Source organism: Leclercia sp. Marseille-Q4284, from assembly GCF_916618945.1.
Taxonomy (GTDB): Bacteria; Pseudomonadota; Gammaproteobacteria; order Enterobacterales; family Enterobacteriaceae; genus Enterobacter; species Enterobacter tamurae.
In genome coordinates this window covers 568,403-584,772 of the sequence record NZ_CAKAKG010000001.1, presented here as the reverse complement: position 1 = coordinate 584,772, position 16,370 = coordinate 568,403, and the positions used below count along the sequence as shown (strand labels likewise).

Here is a 16,370-nt window from a genome sequence, read left to right as displayed (position 1 = left end):
ACACACCCGCTATGCATAATCACAAAATCATTCCAGTTGCTGAAGTTCGCCAAGGGGCGTGACGCGCCAGCGGTGCTGGCAGAAGTACAGGAGGGGGTTATCCTGCTTGCTGTCGCTGTAGCCGCTGTAGAGGCGCAGCGGGGTACCAATTTTCTTCTCCAGCTGCACCACCTTCTCGTGGCCGAGGCAGCGCATGGTCAGCACCCAGCCACCGTATGCGCGTCCCATCTGGGTGGCAATCAGGTTGACGCGCGGCAGCCAGGGGGTATCGAAATAGACCTGTTCCACCAGCGACTGCGGCGAGCCGGTAATCAGCCAGATGTCAGCATCGTTGGCGTTGAGGTAGTTGGTGAGCCGCTCCTGCACCACCGGGAAGGCGGTGACATGCCCGCGAAACCAGCTGACAAACTCTTTCTCCAGCTGTTTAAGACGCGCTTCGCTGTGGCCGAAGGTACAGCCCCACAGCAGCAGGCTCATCGGCCAGCGGGCGGCGCGGCCTTTAACTAGCAACACGCCGCCGATGATGGGTAACAGAGGCAACACGAGCAGGGCATTCAGGGGTTGTCGGCGCAGTAAATAACGCATAAAGGTGCCGAACATATCCTGCTGATGCAGCGTTCCGTCCAGATCAAAAAAGACTACGCGACGCTCGTGATTGGCCAAACCTTACTCCTCTGGATCAGTAAACCCTAACAGCCAGGTAAACAGGAACCCGGCGATAACCGCTACCAGATAGCCTAACAGATAGAGCATGACTTTTCCGGTCACGATGGTTAATGCCAGCGGTAATCCGGAAATACCGAAGGTAATAACGGTCGCCACTTTCCAGTAACTGATGAGCGCCCCACCGACCGCACCACCAAGACAGGCACCGATAAACGGCTTGCCCAGCGGCAGGGTCACGCCGAAGATCAGCGGTTCGCCGATCCCCAGCAGCCCGACCGGCAGCGCCCCTTTGATGACCTTTTTCAGGCGTTCATTCCGGGTTTTCATTAGCACCGCAATTGCCGCGCCGATCTGCCCGACACCAGCCATCGCCAGAATAGGCAGCAGCGCGTTGTAACCATGCGCCTGCACCAGCTCAACGTGGATCGGCACCAGGCCCTGATGTAAGCCGGTCAACACCAGCGGCAGGAAGGTGCCCGAAAGTACCCCACCCACGAGGAAGCCACCGCGATCGATAGCCCAGGAGGCGCCATGGGCAATGGATTCCGAGATCACGCCACCCAGCGGTTGCAGGGCGATAATCGCCACGCTGCCGGTGATTAAGGTTGTCAGCAGCGGATTAAAGATCAGCTCCAGCGAGCCCGGCAGGAGGTTGCGCAGCCGTTTCTCGATCCAGCACATCAACACCACCACCAACAGCACGGCGATCACCCCACCCCGCCCAGGCTGCAGCGCTTCCCCAAACAGGGTGATTTGCGCCAGCTGTGGGCTGGAGAGGATCCCCGCCATCACCCCGCCCATTGCCAGCGAGCCGCCGAACACTTTGGCGGTGTTGACCCCCACCAGAATGTTCATGATGGCAAAGACCGCGCTGCCGAAAATGCCGAGGATCCCCAGCAGGTTGGGGTAGTGGGTCGCGAAGTCGCCAACAATGTCCGGGCGTTTCAGGATATTGATGATCCCGGTGATCAGCCCCGAGGCAATAAAGGCCGGGATCAGCGGAATAAAGACGTTGGCCAGCTGGCGCAGCGCGTCGCTCATCGGGGCTTTGTATTTGGCCTTCACCTGGGCTTTGGTACGCTCGGCATCATCCATCACCGCCCCGCCCATCAGGGAACGCATGGCGTCCACTACCTGCGCAGCCTTGCCAGGGCCGACGATCAGCTGATGCTGCTCCCCCTGCTTCACGTAGCCGCTGACCCCGGGCAGTTTTTTCAGCCGCGCCAGATCGAGCTTGTCATCATCCTGAACTTCCACCCGCACCCGCGTCATGCAGTTTTCCAGACGCAGAATGTTGTTCTCCCCGCCAATACCCGCAAGGATATCGCTGGCGAGGGCTGCTGTTTTTTCCATGTACGCCTCTTTAGTTTTCTAATGCCGCACGTAAGAATCCCTGATGCGCGTCGAGTCTGGCGCGCGCCGCTGCGGCATCCAGCCCGCTTAAGATCATCAGAATGGCCGGTTTGACGTCATACCCGGTCTGTTTCAACACCTCTTCCGCCTCGTCACGGGTGGTGCCAGTGGCTTCCACCACCATGCGGCAGGCCCGGTCGATGAGCTTCACGTTGGTAGCTTTCATGTCCACCATCAGGTTCTGGTAAACCTTGCCAAACTTCACCATCGCCCCGGTGGAGATCATGTTCAGGACCAGCTTTTGCGCGGTGCCGGATTTCAGGCGGGTGGAGCCGGTTAATGCCTCCGGGCCGACAACCGGCGAGATGGCAATCGCGGCGACCTGGGCAATGGGTGAACCCGGGTTACAGGAGATTGCCACGGTGGTGCAGCCAGTCTGGTTCGCGTACTCGAGGCCGCCAATCACGTACGGCGTACGCCCGGAGGCTGCCAGCCCGACCACCAGGTCCTGCGCGGTCAGGTTGAGAGCTTTAAGATCGTCTTCGCCGAGCGGTTTGCTGTCCTCGGCCCCTTCCACCGCTTTTAGCAGCGCTCCCGGTCCACCGGCAATCAGGCCGATGACCAGACCATGCGGGACGCCAAAGGTTGGCGGGCATTCAGAGGCATCCAGCACGCCAAGACGCCCGCTGGTGCCCGCCCCCATGTAGATGATACGCCCGCCCGCTTTCAGCGCGGCGGCGGCGGCATCCACGGCTTTCGCTACCTCGGGTAATGTCTCTTTCACTGCCTGCGCGACCAGCGTATCCTGTTGGTTAAAGCGATTAACCAGGTCAAGCGTGGAGAGCGCGTCGAGATCCAGGGTCTGTGGATTGCGGGATTCTGATACCAGTGAGCCGAGATTCATTTTTTTGTGCCTCAAGAATTTTTAATTCATAATAGTCGCATTATAATGGAATATAAAATTCATTCAGGCGAGCAGAATTCGCATTTGCTGCAGTCATCACATTTCGCCAGGAGTCTTTATGAACTGTTTAATTCGTATCCGCCAGCGATACGCGGGCTTTGCCCAGAGCGATAAAAAACTGGCGGACTTTTTACTTACCCAGCCCGATCGTGCTCGCCATTTAAGCTCCCAGCAGCTGGCAAGCGAGGCGGGCGTGAGCCAGTCCAGCGTGGTCAAATTCGCGCAAAAAATTGGCTTTAAAGGTTTTCCAGCGCTGAAGCTGGCGCTGAGTGAAGCCCTGGCCAGCAATCCGAATCCGCAGTCCATGCCGGTGCACAACCAGATCCGCGGCGACGATCCGATGCGCCTGGTGGGCGAAAAGCTGATCAAGGAGAAAGTTGCGGCGATGCACGCCACGCTGGACGTGAACAGCGAGGAGAAACTGCTGGAGAGCGTCGCCATGCTGCACGCGGCCCGGCGGGTGATCCTCACCGGGATCGGCGCGTCCGGGCTGGTGGCGCGCAATTTTGGCTGGAAGCTGAATAAGATCGGCCTGATCGCCATTGTCGAACAGGATATGCATGCCCTGCTGGCCACCGTGCAGGCGATGGCGCCTGACGATTTGCTGCTGGCTATCTCCTATTCCGGCGAACGTCGGGAGATTAACCTTGCCGCCGATGAAACCCTGCGCGTGGGCGGGAAAATTCTGGCGATCACCGGCTTTACCCCCAACGCGTTGCAGCAGCGGGCCACCCGCTGTCTTTACACCATTGCCGAAGAGCAGGCCACCCGCAGCGCGGCTATCTCCTCCACCAGCGCGCAGATGCTGCTGACCGACCTGCTGTTCATGGCGCTGGTTCAACAGGATCTGGAGCGGGCTCCGGAACGCATTCGCCACAGTGAGGCGCTGGTAAAAAAACTGGTTTGAACAGGGAATGAGCGTATAATGCCCGCCCTGTTTGTGTTGTTTCTGAGAATTTCCTGATGGCGCTGTTAATCACCAAAAAATGCATCAATTGCGATATGTGCGAACCTGAATGCCCGAACCAGGCGATTTCGATGGGGGACAGCATTTATGAGATTAACAGCGACCGTTGCACCGAATGCATTGGCCATTACGAGACGCCAACCTGCCAGAAGGTGTGCCCTATCCCCAATACCATCCTGAAGGATCCGGCACACTCTGAATCCGAAGAGCAACTGTGGGACAAGTTTGTCCTGATGCACCACGCGGACAAGATTTAACTTTCGATAATCACCGTGGCACAGGCGTAATGGCGTTCATCCGCCAGCGTGACATGCATATGCACCACGCCCAGCTTTTCCGCCAGCGTTAACGCCTCGCCCCACAGCCTGAGGCGCGGTTTACCCAATTCATCGTTAAACACTTCGAACTGATTAAACGCCAGGCCGTTGCGGATCCCGGTACCGAAGGCTTTTGCCGCCGCCTCCTTCACCGCAAAACGTTTGGCCAGAAAACGCACCGGCTGCTGGTGCGTATTCCAGATGGCCCATTCATTATCGCTGAGCACCCGGCGGGCAAGGCGATCGCCGCTACGGGCAATCACCGCTTCGATACGGTCAATTTCAACGATATCCGTGCCTAAGCCGAGGATAGCCATTACTTGCGCGCTTCCAGCATCAGGCGTTTCATCTCAGCTACCGCCTCTTTCAGGCCGCTCATCACTGCACGACCGATAATCGCATGGCCGATGTTCAGCTCGTGCATCTCCGGGATGGCAGCAATGGCTTTGACGTTATGGTAGGTCAGGCCGTGGCCGGCATTAACCTTAAGGCCGAGGCCCGCTGCATAGGTGGCCGCTCTGGCGATGCGATCCAACTCTTTCTCCCGGGTGGCGTCGTCTTCGGCATCAGCGTAGCAGCCGGTATGGATCTCGATGAACGGCGCGCCCACGTCGGCGGCGGCTTTAATCTGCGCTTCATCGGCATCAATAAACAGCGACACCAAGATCCCGGCATCCGCCAGGCGTTTGCAGGCGTCACGCATCTTATCCAGCTGACCAGCCACGTCCAGCCCACCTTCGGTGGTCACTTCCTGACGCTTTTCCGGCACCAGGCAGCAGAAGTGCGGTTTGGTCTCAACGGCAATCGCCAGCATCTCTTCGGTGACCGCCATCTCCAGGTTCATGCGCGTATCCAGCGTCTGGCGCAGGACACGTACGTCACGATCGGTGATATGACGACGATCTTCGCGCAGATGCACGGTAATGCCATCGGCGCCCGCCTGCTCAGCAATGAATGCCGCCTGAACCGGATCGGGATATGCCGTCCCGCGCGCGTTACGCAGGGTGGCGATGTGGTCAATGTTGATGCCTAACAGTAATTCAGCCATGACAATCCTCGGTTTTCTTTTGATTCGTTAACGCTTCGGCACAAACTGCCGGAATAATTCGCGGCTCTTAAGGGGCTTGCCACCAAGATACGGCTTGAGCGCAATGCGGGTAAAGCGTTTTGCCGCCCGCAGGGTGCTGACATCGGGAAACTCGCGTTCCGCCAGCGCCCGCAGATCCCGTCCGGTGAAGGTGCTGTTGTCGATAACGACGCTGGCGATAAAGCCCTTCTCTTCGCGATAGCGGTAGGTCATGGCGTCTTCGACCGGATCGCCGCTACCCGCACAGTGCAGAAAATCGACGCCGTATCCCAGATGCCCGAGCAACGCCAGCTCAAAGCGACGCAGCACCGGTTCAGGCGAGCCGGTAACGCCCGCCAGCGCCTGCAGACAGTGCAAATAGTCGAAAAAGAGTTCAGAGAAGCGGGTTTCATGTTCAAGAACGCGCGTGATCAGCTCGTTCACATACAGACCGCTGTACAGCGTAATACCAGAGAGGGGGAGCGCCAGAGAGACGGCTTCGGCACTGCGCAGGGTTTTGACTTCTCCACGTCCGCCAAAGCGTACCAGCAGCGGTGTGAAGGGTTGTAGCGCGCCCTTCAGATTAGAACGTTTTGAACGTGCGCCTTTGGCAACAAGGCGCACGCGGCCTGACTCTTCCGTGAAGACGTCCAGCATCAGGCTGGTTTCGCTCCACGGACGGCTGTGAAGGACAAAGGCTCTTTGCCATCCATCCACGTTTTAGTGACTTAAACGTCGTCGCCGTAACCAAGACTACGCAGCGCGCGCTCGTCATCGGCCCAGCCAGATTTCACTTTCACCCACAGTTCCAGGTGAACCGGAGCTTCAAACATCTCCTGCATGTCCTTACGGGCTTCGATACCGATGGTTTTGATCTTGGCGCCTTTGTTGCCAATCACCATCTTCTTCTGCCCTTCGCGCTCAACGAGGATCAGCCCGTTGATGTCATACCCGCCGCGCTCGTTGGTCTGGAAACGTTCGATTTCCACGGTCACAGAGTATGGCAGTTCAGCGCCGAGGAAACGCATCAGCTTTTCACGGATGATTTCAGACGCCATAAAGCGCTGAGAACGGTCAGTGATGTAATCTTCCGGGAAGTGATGAATCGCTTCCGGCAGATGCTTACGTACGATGCCCGCGATGGTATCCACGTTCAGACCGGTCTCGGCAGAGAGCGGGACGATATCGAGGAAGTTCATCTGGCTACCCAGCCACTGCAGATGCGGCAGCAGATCGGCTTTTTCCTGCACGTTATCAACTTTGTTGACCGCGAGGATCACCGGCACTTTACCGTCGCGCAGCTTGTTCAGCACCATCTCGTCGTCCGGCGTCCAGCGGGTGCCTTCAACCACGAAAATCACCAGCTCAACGTCACCGATAGAGCTGCTCGCCGCCTTGTTCATCAGACGGTTAATGGCGCGTTTCTCTTCCATATGCAGACCCGGGGTATCGACATAAATCGCCTGATACGCTCCTTCGGTATGGATCCCGACAATACGGTGACGGGTGGTCTGCGCCTTGCGGGAGGTGATGGAAATCTTCTGTCCCAGCAGATTATTCAGCAGGGTTGACTTGCCTACGTTCGGACGTCCGACGATGGCAACAAAACCGCAGTAACTCTTTTCTTCGCTCATTCCAGCTCCAGCATTTTTAACGCCTGTTCGGCGGCAGCCTGTTCCGCCTTGCGACGGCTTGAACCTGTGCCAACCACCGGTTCACTCAGGCCACTGACCTGGCAATGGATGGTAAATTCCTGATCGTGTGCTTCGCCACGAACCTGCACCACCAGATAAGATGGCAGCGGCAGATGGCGACCCTGCAAATACTCCTGCAAACGGGTTTTTGGATCTTTCTGTTTATCACCCGGGCTGATTTCATCCAGGCGCGACTGATACCAGTTCAGGATCAGCTGCTCAACCTTCTGGATGTCGCTGTCGAGAAAAACACCACCGATTAACGCTTCGACGGTATCCGCGAGAATAGATTCACGACGGAAGCCGCCGCTTTTCAGTTCGCCAGGCCCGAGTCGCAGGCACTCACCCAGTTCAAATTCACGGGCAATTTCGGCGAGCGTATTGCCACGTACCAGCGTTGCGCGCATGCGGCTCATATCACCTTCGTCCACACGCGGGAAACGATGATAAAGCGCATTCGCAATAACAAAACTTAAAATGGAGTCGCCCAGAAATTCGAGTCGCTCGTTGTGTTTGCTGCTGGCACTGCGATGGGTTAATGCCTGTTGCAACAACTCCTGATGCTGAAAAGTGTAGCCCAGCTTCCGTTGAAGCCGATTAATTACGATGGGGTTCATGCGATACCAATAGAATAAATGCGTCAAAAATGCAGCACACGAAACCGTCCTGAGGGAGCCAACGCGGTTTCGTGTGCCGTGGCACTGAATCAGCGCCAACCTTAAACTTCGGGGGAATATTCTATACGCAACGACAGGGGTTGTCGTTAGTCAGAAGAGATTTATCACTGAAATAATTCACGTAGCCTCTAATTAAAGAGACTACGTGCTCATTTATGAGGAATTAATGGATGCCGCCAATACGATTTAACCGTACGCCGGTTGGCCATTCGCCTTCCTGTTTCTCAAAGCTCATCCAGATGGTGGTCGCTTTGCCAACCAGATTCGCTTCCGGTACAAAGCCCCAGTAACGGCTGTCCGCGCTGTTGTCGCGGTTATCACCCATCATGAAGTAATGTCCCGGTGGCACAATCCAGGTCGCCAGCTGCTGCCCCTGCTGCTGATAGTACATCCCCAGCTGATCCTGAGCGATGGAGACGGTCAGGATACGGTGCGTTACATCACCCAGCGTCTCTTTACGCTCGTTCAGACGAATACCGTTCTCTTTGGTCTCGCCTTTCGGCAGCTGGAAGAATCCGCTGGTGGCTTCGCCGCCGTTGCGACGGGCAAACGTCTGCACGAAATCACTTGGCTCAACGCCGGAGTAAGTCACCGCTAACGCACTGCCACAGGCCGTACCGGAACTGCAACCTGGCTGAACCGTCACCTCTTTCGAGACCGGATTATACGTCACCTTATCGCCCGGCACGCCGACGGTGCGCTTGATGTAATCCAGACGCGGATCGTCCGGATATTTAAACACCACGATATCGCCACGTTTCGGATGACCGGTTTCGATCAGCGTCTTCTGGTAAATCGGATCTTTAATGCCGTAGGCAAACTTTTCCACCAGAATAAAATCACCGATCAGCAGCGTTGGCATCATCGAACCGGATGGGATCTGAAAAGGTTCATAGATAAACGAACGCACCACCAGCACAATCGCCAGCACCGGAAAGACGGAAGCGCCGGTTTCCAGCCAGCCCGGCTTCGGGCTGACTTTTTTCAGGGTTTTCGCCTCTAACTGGTCGCCCGTGGCCGCCTGTGCGGCGGCCTGACGTTCGCGGCGTTTTGGGGCAAAGATAAACTTATCCAGACACCACAACAGCCCCGTCACCAGGGTGGCAATCACCAGGATCAGGGCAAACATGTTCGCCATGCCAACTCCTTATAGGATTATTTTCCGTCTTTACCCACGTGCAGAATGGCGAGGAACGCTTCCTGCGGCAGCTCGACGTTACCGACCTGCTTCATACGCTTCTTACCTTCTTTCTGCTTCTGGAGCAGCTTTTTCTTACGGCTGACGTCACCGCCATAGCATTTTGCCAGAACGTTTTTACGCAACTGTTTCACCGTCGCACGGGCGATGATGTGGTTGCCAATGGCCGCCTGAATCGCAATGTCGAACTGCTGGCGTGGGATGAGCTCTTTCATCTTCTCGACCAGCTCGCGACCACGGTACGGGGCATTGTCGTTGTGAGTGATCAGCGCCAGCGCATCAACGCGCTCGCTGTTGATCAGCACGTCCACACGCACCATGTTAGAGGCCTGGAAGCGTTTGAAGTTGTAATCCAGCGACGCATAACCGCGGGAGGTGGACTTCAGACGGTCGAAGAAGTCGAGCACCACTTCTGCCATCGGGATTTCATAGGTCAACGCAACCTGGTTACCGTGGTAAACCATGTTGGTCTGCACGCCGCGTTTTTCGATACACAGCGTGATGACGTTCCCCAGGAACTCCTGCGGCAGCAGCATGTGACACTCCGCGATCGGCTCGCGCAGCTCATGAATATTATTCAGCGGCGGCAGCTTGGATGGGCTGTCGACGTAGATAACTTCTTTCGAAGTGGTTTCTACTTCGTAGACTACCGTCGGGGCGGTGGTGATCAGGTCCAGATCGTATTCACGCTCCAGACGCTCCTGGATGATCTCCATGTGCAGCAGGCCGAGGAAGCCACAGCGGAAGCCGAAGCCCAGCGCCGTTGAGCTTTCTGGCTCATAGAACAGGGAGGCATCGTTCAGGCTTAGCTTGCCGAGCGCGTCACGGAAGTTCTCGTAATCGTCGGAGCTGACCGGGAACAGACCCGCGTAAACCTGCGGTTTCACCTTTTTGAACCCTGGCAGCGCTTTATCTGCCGGGTTACGCGCCTGGGTCAGAGTATCGCCTACTGGTGCGCCGAGAATGTCTTTAATGGCGCACACCAGCCAGCCTACCTCGCCGCATTTCAGCTCGGTACGGTCAACCTGTTTTGGCGTGAAGATCCCCAGACGGTCAGCGTTATAAACCTGTCCGGTGCTCATCACTTTAATTTTGTCGCCTTTGCGCATGGTGCCGTTTTTGATACGCACCAATGAGACAACGCCGAGATAGTTATCGAACCAGGAGTCGATGATCAGCGCCTGCAGTGGCGCATCAGCGTCACCTTCCGGGGCCGGGATGTCACGCACCAGACGTTCCAGCACATCGGGAACGCCGACGCCGGTTTTTGCCGAACAGCGCACAGCGTCCGTGGCATCGATACCGACGATATCTTCAATCTCTTCCGCTACGCGCTCAGGATCGGCGGCTGGCAGGTCGATTTTGTTCAGAACCGGCACCACTTCAAGGTCCATTTCCATCGCGGTATAGCAGTTGGCCAGAGTCTGGGCTTCTACGCCCTGCCCGGCATCAACCACCAGCAGCGCGCCTTCACAGGCCGCCAGCGAACGGGATACTTCATAGGAGAAGTCAACGTGGCCTGGGGTGTCGATAAAGTTGAGTTGGTAGGTTTCACCGTCAGACGCTTTATAGTCGAGCGTAACGCTCTGCGCTTTAATGGTAATACCGCGTTCGCGTTCCAGGTCCATGGAGTCCAGTACCTGGGCTGCCATTTCACGATCAGACAGGCCACCGCAAATCTGGATAATACGGTCAGACAGCGTCGACTTACCGTGGTCAATGTGAGCAATGATCGAAAAGTTACGTATGTTCTTCATATAGTTAAATAATTATGCCTTACGAATTCCTGGAGGCCGCTGTTCATAGCCTGACGTTTTTCAGTGCGAAAACGCAGCATTCTACACTACATCTCCTTCACCGGGAAATGCTCTTCCAGCAAGCTTAGCGCTTAGATCCGGCGTTTTCTTTTATGAGATGTAAATAAACAAAGCCCGGTGACATCACCGGGCTTCAGAAGAGAGCATTTCGACACGAAGTTGATCGGGGGGCAAGCCGACGCTGAGAATAACGGGCTGCCACTCCTCGCGCACGGCAAGCCTGGACGAAAAGCCGCGGGCGAGTAAAAAGCCACCCACGCCCCCCAGGGCTGCACCGCACATCGCGGCAGGATCGGTACCAAACAGCACCTGGAATAGACCGCCCAGGGCAAACAGCCCCACCAGCGGAGAGAGATAGACCAGCATCGCCGAGCCGAGCAGGCTGCCTTCGGCGATCCCTAACTCGACTTTTTGTCCTGTCACCAGCGGCTCTGTGCTGGGCACGCTAATGGTATGTGATGTTTGCGGCCCGAGTTTGTTCAGCACCCGGCTTCCGCAACCGGCGCGGGAGGCGCAGCTGTTACAGGACGCTTTAACGTCACAGTGAACCAGCGCAACGCCCTCATGCCATGAAACGACAGTTGCCCACTCTTTGATCATTGTCCGGCCCTGAATTTAATGCTGTCGGCGATGCGTTTCGCCGTCTGCGGCGGCAGTTCGCCCACCACGGTGATCTCGGCGTTATCACGCACGCTGGTACTCACGGTGCGGCGTCCGGTACGCAACATCTGATCGGCGCTGACCGGTGTTGCCCGATTGACGTTAACCGAGAAGCTGAACAGACCGTCGGAGTAAAGACGGGATTCAACCGCGGTATCAATCGTCGGCAGCTGACGTCGACTGCTGGACACTTCACTGAAGCCCTGAGGGATCCAGTCTGGTGCCCAGTTAAACTTGATGGGATCGCCTGCCGGCACAGAGAGCAGCGGCGGCAGGTTGGCTTTTGCCAGATTCTGCATGCTGTTGCCGACCTGATCGTCAATGGTGAAGGAGATCACCCGGAACTGTTCCAGCGTCTCGCCATCACGATCCAGCAGATCAACCCGCATGGGTAATTTTGTTTCCGCATCCATCCAGACGATATAGCTATAACGCGTTCCGTCCCTTGCAACCACACGTAGTACTTCACATAGCCGATCGGCGATGCGGGTACGACCTACGGCGATAAAATCGTAGTAAGGGGCAAGCCGTTTGAAGTCGGTATAGATGAGCGAAGGCAGCGAATCAACGATGTAATCGCCGTTCAGCGTAAAGGGTTCAAGACCCGGCTCAAAATAGCTGATTTCATTGCCACGCTGCACGACTTCGCGGCGCGGACCATCCATCTGCAAAAGCTGGGCAAGCGGCTGTTTATCAAGACGGGCATGGCGATAGCGTAACGACTCTACACCCTGCTTATTGATACTGATAAAAGCCAGCTCATAGTTGAGTGACTGGCTGGCCTGGTTCATCTGCTGTAACAACGCCCCGGACGATACATCAGCCGAGGCGTTGACAGTGAACAACAGGCTACCCGCCATCAGAGACATGGCGCACCAAAGTTGCTTCATTACTGCGATTGCGTTCCTAAAGTTTGGTTTCCAGGCACTTGCACAGCAGCCTGCTGGGTTTGCGCCTGCTCAAACTGAAGTTGCTCGGAATGCAGGCGGCGCTGCAATTCGTAGTCCTGCAACATCGCATTAATGCGACGGCGTTGCTCTTGTACCTGCTGCTGCTGACCGGCGCCTGCCGATGCATCAGAAGGAATACCCAGGCTTACCGGGCTGGCTTTGCCCATCATCGGCAGTGTGTTAAACACTGGCGCTTCTGGTTGCTGGCTGACTTCAGATTGATTGTTATACTGCTGGACGCCAACGATAACTGCAAGCGATACGCACGCAGCGACGCCCATTTGCGTCAGTTGACTCGCCCAGGGACGCACTTTGTTCCAGAAAGGCATCTTCTGCCACAGGTGCGGTGCCGGTTGGGCTTCAGGAATCAGCGGAGTGGCCTGAGAAACAGGTTCATTCTCGATGGCAGCCATTACGCGAGCTGAGATATCGAAATGGAGGACGTCGCTGGTATCACCGCGCAAGGTATCGCGGATGAGATGATAACTCTCCCAGGTTTTTTGCATCTCAGGAGAGCGAGAGAGCTCGTTGAGCATCTCACTGTCCAGCGTCTCACCATCCATTAAAGCGGAAAGTTGTTCTTTCTGCATGCCTAATACCTTTTCCAGTATCCCGCTATCGTCAACGCCTGATTAGCGGTTGAACTTTATTATCAATAGCTTCTCGCGCACGAAAAATTCGTGAGCGAACCGTACCGACCGGGCAATCCATGATAGCGGCTATCTCTTCATAGCTCAGGCCATCTAACTCCCGCAATGTAATTGCCATGCGTAAATCTTCCGGGAGCGACTCGATGGTGCGAAAAACTATTTGTCTCAGTTCTTCTGACAACATTAAGTTCTCAGGGTTCGAAATTTCTTTTAACGCGCCGCCGCTTTCAAAATTTTCTGCGTCGATGGCGTCAACATCGCTTGAAGGCGGACGACGGCCCTGAGCGACGAGGTAGTTCTTGGCAGTATTGACCGCAATACGATACAGCCAGGTGTAAAAAGCACTATCTCCCCGGAAAGATTCCAGCGCGCGATAGGCTTTGATAAAAGATTCTTGCACCACATCAGGAACATCCCCTGAAGGTACATAGCGGGATACCAGACTCGCCACCTTATGCTGGTAGCGCACCACCAGTAAGTTAAAGGCTTTCTGATCTCCCTTCTGGACCCGTTCAACCAGAATCTGGTCCGTTAACTGCTCGCTCATCCGAGGTAATGTCTCCCCAAACCTAAAATCCACGCGTTATCGAAACGCCACTCCAAACACTGCACTGTGAGCAAGCAGTTGCTTTGAGGGTCTTTTTTTCGAAAAGTTCCGTCACGCCTTTGTTTTTGTTAATCGCGTCGCAGACTGTTCATTTTCTATCATTATAAGTCTGATACTGAAACGCACCCAGTTTCTGATAAGAATTGGCATTTTACCGCTTGCAGGGTACCGCAAGACGGGCTTTATTTCACCACATAATCTGAAGCTAACGATCTGCTTCGCAAAATATTTTCGCTCTTTTTGTGTCTGTCCGCGCCAGACGCCCTGTTTAGTCATTGCAACCCAGCTTAAAAAAAACGTGCGATTCATCGCAATCGGGTGCTATGCTGGCCAAACATTGTTTAGTAAATTAAACACACATCATGAACGCAATTTCTGAACTCTCCTGTGACGTACTGATTATCGGCAGCGGTGCCGCTGGCCTTTCACTGGCGCTGCGACTTGCCTCACACCAGAAAGTGATTGTCCTCAGCAAAGGTCCCATCAGCGAAGGCTCCACCCTCTATGCACAGGGGGGGATTGCCGCTGTGTTTGATGAAACGGACAGTATCGACTCGCATGTGGAAGATACTCTGATTGCCGGCGGCGGTATCGTGGATAAACACGCCGCGGAGTTTGTCGCCAGCAATGCCCGTCACTGTGTGCAGTGGCTTATCGATCAGGGTGTGTTGTTTGATACGCATGTGCAGCCCAACGGGGAAGAGAGTTACCACCTGACCCGGGAAGGTGGCCATAGCCATCGCCGTATCCTGCACGCTGCGGATGCTACCGGTAAAGAGGTGGAAACAACGCTGGTGAGCCAGGCGTTGAGTCATCCGAATATCCAGGTACTGGAACGCAGCAATGCGGTGGATTTGATCATTTCCGACAAGATTGGCCTGCCGGGCACGCGCCGCGTCGTGGGTGCCTGGGTCTGGAACCGTAATAAAGAGACGGTAGAAACCTGCCGCGCCAAATCGGTGGTGCTGGCAACGGGCGGTGCCTCTAAGGTGTATCAGTACACCACCAACCCGGATATCTCCTCAGGCGACGGGATTGCCATGGCCTGGCGTGCAGGTTGTCGCGTAGCCAACCTGGAATTTAATCAGTTCCACCCCACCGCGTTATTCCACCCTCAGGCCCGCAATTTCGTGCTTACCGAAGCCCTGCGCGGTGAAGGTGCGCACCTGAAACGCCCCGACGGCACGCGCTTTATGCCGGACTTCGACGAGCGAGGCGAGCTGGCCCCGCGTGATGTCGTGGCCCGCGCCATCGATCATGAAATGAAGCGCCTGGGCGTGGACTGCATGTATCTGGATATCAGCCACAAGCCCGAAGAGTTTGTGCGTCAGCACTTCCCGACCATCTATGAAAAACTGTTGGGGTTGGGCATCGACATCACCAAAGAGCCGATGCCTGTGGTGCCCGCAGCGCACTATACCTGTGGCGGGGTGATGGTGGACGATCATGGCCGGACCGATGTCGACGGTCTGTATGCCATCGGCGAAGTGAGTTATACCGGTCTGCATGGCGCCAACCGTATGGCATCTAACTCCCTGCTGGAGTGCCTGGTCTACGGCTGGTCGGCGGCAGAAGATATCTCAAAGCGTATGCCTTATGCCCGCCAGGCGGAAAACCTGCCTGCCTGGGATGAGAGTCGCGTGGAAAACCCGGATGAACTGGTGGTGATCCAGCATAACTGGCACGAGCTGCGCCTCTTTATGTGGGATTACGTCGGGATTGTGCGCACTACCAAGCGACTGGAGCGTGCCCTGCGCCGCATTACAATGCTACAGCAGGAGATTGACGAGTATTACGCCCACTTCCGCGTATCGAACAACCTGCTGGAGTTACGTAATCTGGTTCAGGTGGCTGAGTTAATAGTGCGCTGCGCAATGATGCGTAAAGAGAGCCGCGGCCTGCATTACACGCTCGACTACCCGGAACAGCTTGAGCATTCCGGGCCGTCGGTGCTCTCGCCGCTGGCTCACATAAACAGATAGAACGGGTGGGTCAGCGCCGTGTAATCTTCGGAATAACGCTGGTCTGGCCCACGGATCACCATCCTGTCGCTGAAGCACTCCCCTTCTTTCGGCGACAGCGCCACCAGCACCCGGTGCGGCAGTCTGCCGTCCGTGTCAGCAATATCGGTGCGCAGGCGCAAATACCACCCCATCTCCAGAGCATTATTAATAAGCGTACTGCCCGCGCTTTCCGGTAATACCACGCAGAAAAAGCCCTCTTCAGTGATCAACGCCGCCGCACAGGCTAACAGTGCGCTGTGATCGAGGGAGCCGGTTGAACGAGCTTGATCGCGCTCGGGCGTTGCGCACCCGACGCCGGGTTCATAATAAGGAGGATTGCTGACAATTAAGTCATAGCGAGCCGTTTGCTCTGGCGCCCAGGTAAGTACATCCGCACAATGGAGAGTGATACGAGCAGCCCAGGGTGATTCAGCCACGTTTTCCGCCGCCTGTTCGGCCGCCTGTGGATCCAGCTCAACCGCATCCAGGGTAACAGACTCCCCGGTACGCTGAGCCAGCATCAGCGCTAATAATCCGCTGCCGCTGCCAATATCGAGGATACGTTTAACGCCCGCTACCGGTGCCCATGCTCCCAGTAAAATGCCATCAGTGCCGACTTTCATCGCACAGCGATCGTGCGCGACAAAGAACTGCTTAAAGGTAAAACCATCGCGGCGCAACTGCGCTTTGAGTTGAGACATGTCAGAGCAACCTTCAAAATGAAACGGGTGTAGCATAGGGGAAAGCGTAACGACGGAAAAGGGATATCCACACAAACAGA

Annotated in this window: 19 protein-coding genes; 3 read left to right on the top strand and 16 right to left on the bottom strand. The window is 56.0% G+C overall.

The genetic code is table 11. From position 1 onward, the window contains the following. Positions 1 to 27: 27 nt before the first annotated feature. Genes yfhb through murQ form a run of 3 tightly spaced genes read right to left on the bottom strand, consistent with a single transcriptional unit; the run spans position 28 to position 2,923 of the window. Positions 28 to 663: a phosphatidylglycerophosphatase C gene (gene yfhb / locus LG383_RS02740; protein WP_106994571.1), complete on the bottom strand. Its 636-nt coding sequence runs from the start codon at positions 661 to 663 to the stop codon at positions 28 to 30. 3 nt (positions 664 to 666) lie between these two features. Continuing rightward, on the bottom strand, positions 667 to 2,019 hold the full coding sequence (locus LG383_RS02735; protein WP_106994570.1) for a PTS transporter subunit EIIC: 1,353 nt from the start codon (positions 2,017 to 2,019) through the stop codon (positions 667 to 669). Between the two features lie 10 nt (positions 2,020 to 2,029). Beyond that, positions 2,030 to 2,923, bottom strand: a complete 894-nt coding sequence (murQ, locus tag LG383_RS02730) for an N-acetylmuramic acid 6-phosphate etherase (protein WP_225758272.1) — start codon at positions 2,921 to 2,923, stop codon at positions 2,030 to 2,032. 118 nt (positions 2,924 to 3,041) lie between these two features. Between murQ and LG383_RS02725 the strand changes: the two genes are divergently transcribed. Together LG383_RS02725 and LG383_RS02720 are read left to right on the top strand one after the other, a co-directional pair. After that, positions 3,042 to 3,890: a MurR/RpiR family transcriptional regulator gene (locus LG383_RS02725; RefSeq protein ID WP_166183391.1), complete on the top strand. Its 849-nt coding sequence runs from the start codon at positions 3,042 to 3,044 to the stop codon at positions 3,888 to 3,890. Between the two features lie 56 nt (positions 3,891 to 3,946). After that, complete coding sequence (locus LG383_RS02720; protein ID WP_106994567.1) at positions 3,947 to 4,207, top strand: YfhL family 4Fe-4S dicluster ferredoxin; 261 nt, start codon at positions 3,947 to 3,949, stop codon at positions 4,205 to 4,207. On the opposite strand, the gene acpS is transcribed toward LG383_RS02720, so the two are convergent. From acpS to rseD, 12 genes are all read right to left on the bottom strand, one after another. Continuing rightward, positions 4,204 to 4,584 carry a holo-ACP synthase gene (gene acpS / locus LG383_RS02715; RefSeq protein WP_225758271.1) on the bottom strand — a complete coding sequence of 127 codons (381 nt, stop codon included), beginning with the start codon at positions 4,582 to 4,584 and terminating at the stop codon, positions 4,204 to 4,206. The two genes, LG383_RS02720 and acpS, sit on opposite strands and share 4 nt — an antisense overlap. Further along, entirely contained in the window at positions 4,584 to 5,315 is a 732-nt protein-coding gene (gene pdxJ, locus LG383_RS02710) for a pyridoxine 5'-phosphate synthase (RefSeq protein ID WP_225758270.1), read from the bottom strand. Before pdxJ ends, acpS begins: the two co-directional genes overlap by 1 nt. A 27-nt stretch (positions 5,316 to 5,342) precedes the next feature. Beyond that, positions 5,343 to 6,050, bottom strand: coding sequence for a DNA repair protein RecO (recO, locus tag LG383_RS02705; protein ID WP_225758269.1), 708 nt, complete (start codon positions 6,048 to 6,050; stop codon positions 5,343 to 5,345). Positions 6,051 to 6,061: 11 nt separating this feature from the next. After that, the gene (era, locus tag LG383_RS02700) at positions 6,062 to 6,967 is read right to left on the bottom strand and encodes a GTPase Era (RefSeq protein ID WP_106994563.1); all 906 of its coding nucleotides are present in this window, start codon (positions 6,965 to 6,967) and stop codon (positions 6,062 to 6,064) included. Next, positions 6,964 to 7,644 (bottom strand): ribonuclease III, encoded by a 681-nt coding sequence (rnc, locus tag LG383_RS02695; RefSeq protein WP_106994562.1) that lies wholly within the window; start codon positions 7,642 to 7,644, stop codon positions 6,964 to 6,966. Before rnc ends, era begins: the two co-directional genes overlap by 4 nt. Before the next feature lie 223 nt (positions 7,645 to 7,867). Then, entirely contained in the window at positions 7,868 to 8,842 is a 975-nt protein-coding gene (gene lepB / locus LG383_RS02690) for a signal peptidase I (RefSeq protein ID WP_106994561.1), read from the bottom strand. Between the two features lie 17 nt (positions 8,843 to 8,859). Further along, entirely contained in the window at positions 8,860 to 10,659 is a 1,800-nt protein-coding gene (gene lepA, locus LG383_RS02685) for a translation elongation factor 4 (protein WP_106994560.1), read from the bottom strand. 183 nt (positions 10,660 to 10,842) lie between these two features. Then, a complete protein-coding gene (gene rseC / locus LG383_RS02680; protein WP_106994559.1) occupies positions 10,843 to 11,319 on the bottom strand; it encodes a SoxR-reducing system protein RseC in 477 nt (158 codons plus the stop codon). After that, a complete protein-coding gene (gene rseB / locus LG383_RS02675; protein ID WP_106994558.1) occupies positions 11,316 to 12,269 on the bottom strand; it encodes a sigma-E factor regulatory protein RseB in 954 nt (317 codons plus the stop codon). The genes rseC and rseB overlap by 4 nt, the downstream gene beginning before the upstream one ends. Further along, on the bottom strand, positions 12,269 to 12,919 hold the full coding sequence (gene rseA, locus LG383_RS02670; RefSeq protein ID WP_106994557.1) for an anti-sigma-E factor RseA: 651 nt from the start codon (positions 12,917 to 12,919) through the stop codon (positions 12,269 to 12,271). Before rseA ends, rseB begins: the two co-directional genes overlap by 1 nt. Before the next feature lie 31 nt (positions 12,920 to 12,950). Further along, complete coding sequence (rpoE, locus tag LG383_RS02665) at positions 12,951 to 13,526, bottom strand: RNA polymerase sigma factor RpoE (RefSeq protein WP_032613187.1); 576 nt, start codon at positions 13,524 to 13,526, stop codon at positions 12,951 to 12,953. Further along, the gene (gene rseD / locus LG383_RS22930) at positions 13,523 to 13,600 is read right to left on the bottom strand and encodes a rpoE leader peptide RseD (RefSeq protein ID WP_223263911.1); all 78 of its coding nucleotides are present in this window, start codon (positions 13,598 to 13,600) and stop codon (positions 13,523 to 13,525) included. Before rseD ends, rpoE begins: the two co-directional genes overlap by 4 nt. A 348-nt stretch (positions 13,601 to 13,948) precedes the next feature. Between rseD and nadB the strand changes: the two genes are divergently transcribed. Further along, positions 13,949 to 15,568 (top strand): L-aspartate oxidase, encoded by a 1,620-nt coding sequence (nadB, locus tag LG383_RS02655; RefSeq protein WP_225758268.1) that lies wholly within the window; start codon positions 13,949 to 13,951, stop codon positions 15,566 to 15,568. Here nadB and LG383_RS02650 read toward each other — a convergent pair. Next, positions 15,553 to 16,290 (bottom strand): tRNA1(Val) (adenine(37)-N6)-methyltransferase, encoded by a 738-nt coding sequence (locus LG383_RS02650; protein ID WP_225758267.1) that lies wholly within the window; start codon positions 16,288 to 16,290, stop codon positions 15,553 to 15,555. The two genes, nadB and LG383_RS02650, sit on opposite strands and share 16 nt — an antisense overlap. Positions 16,291 to 16,370: the final 80 nt, after the last annotated feature.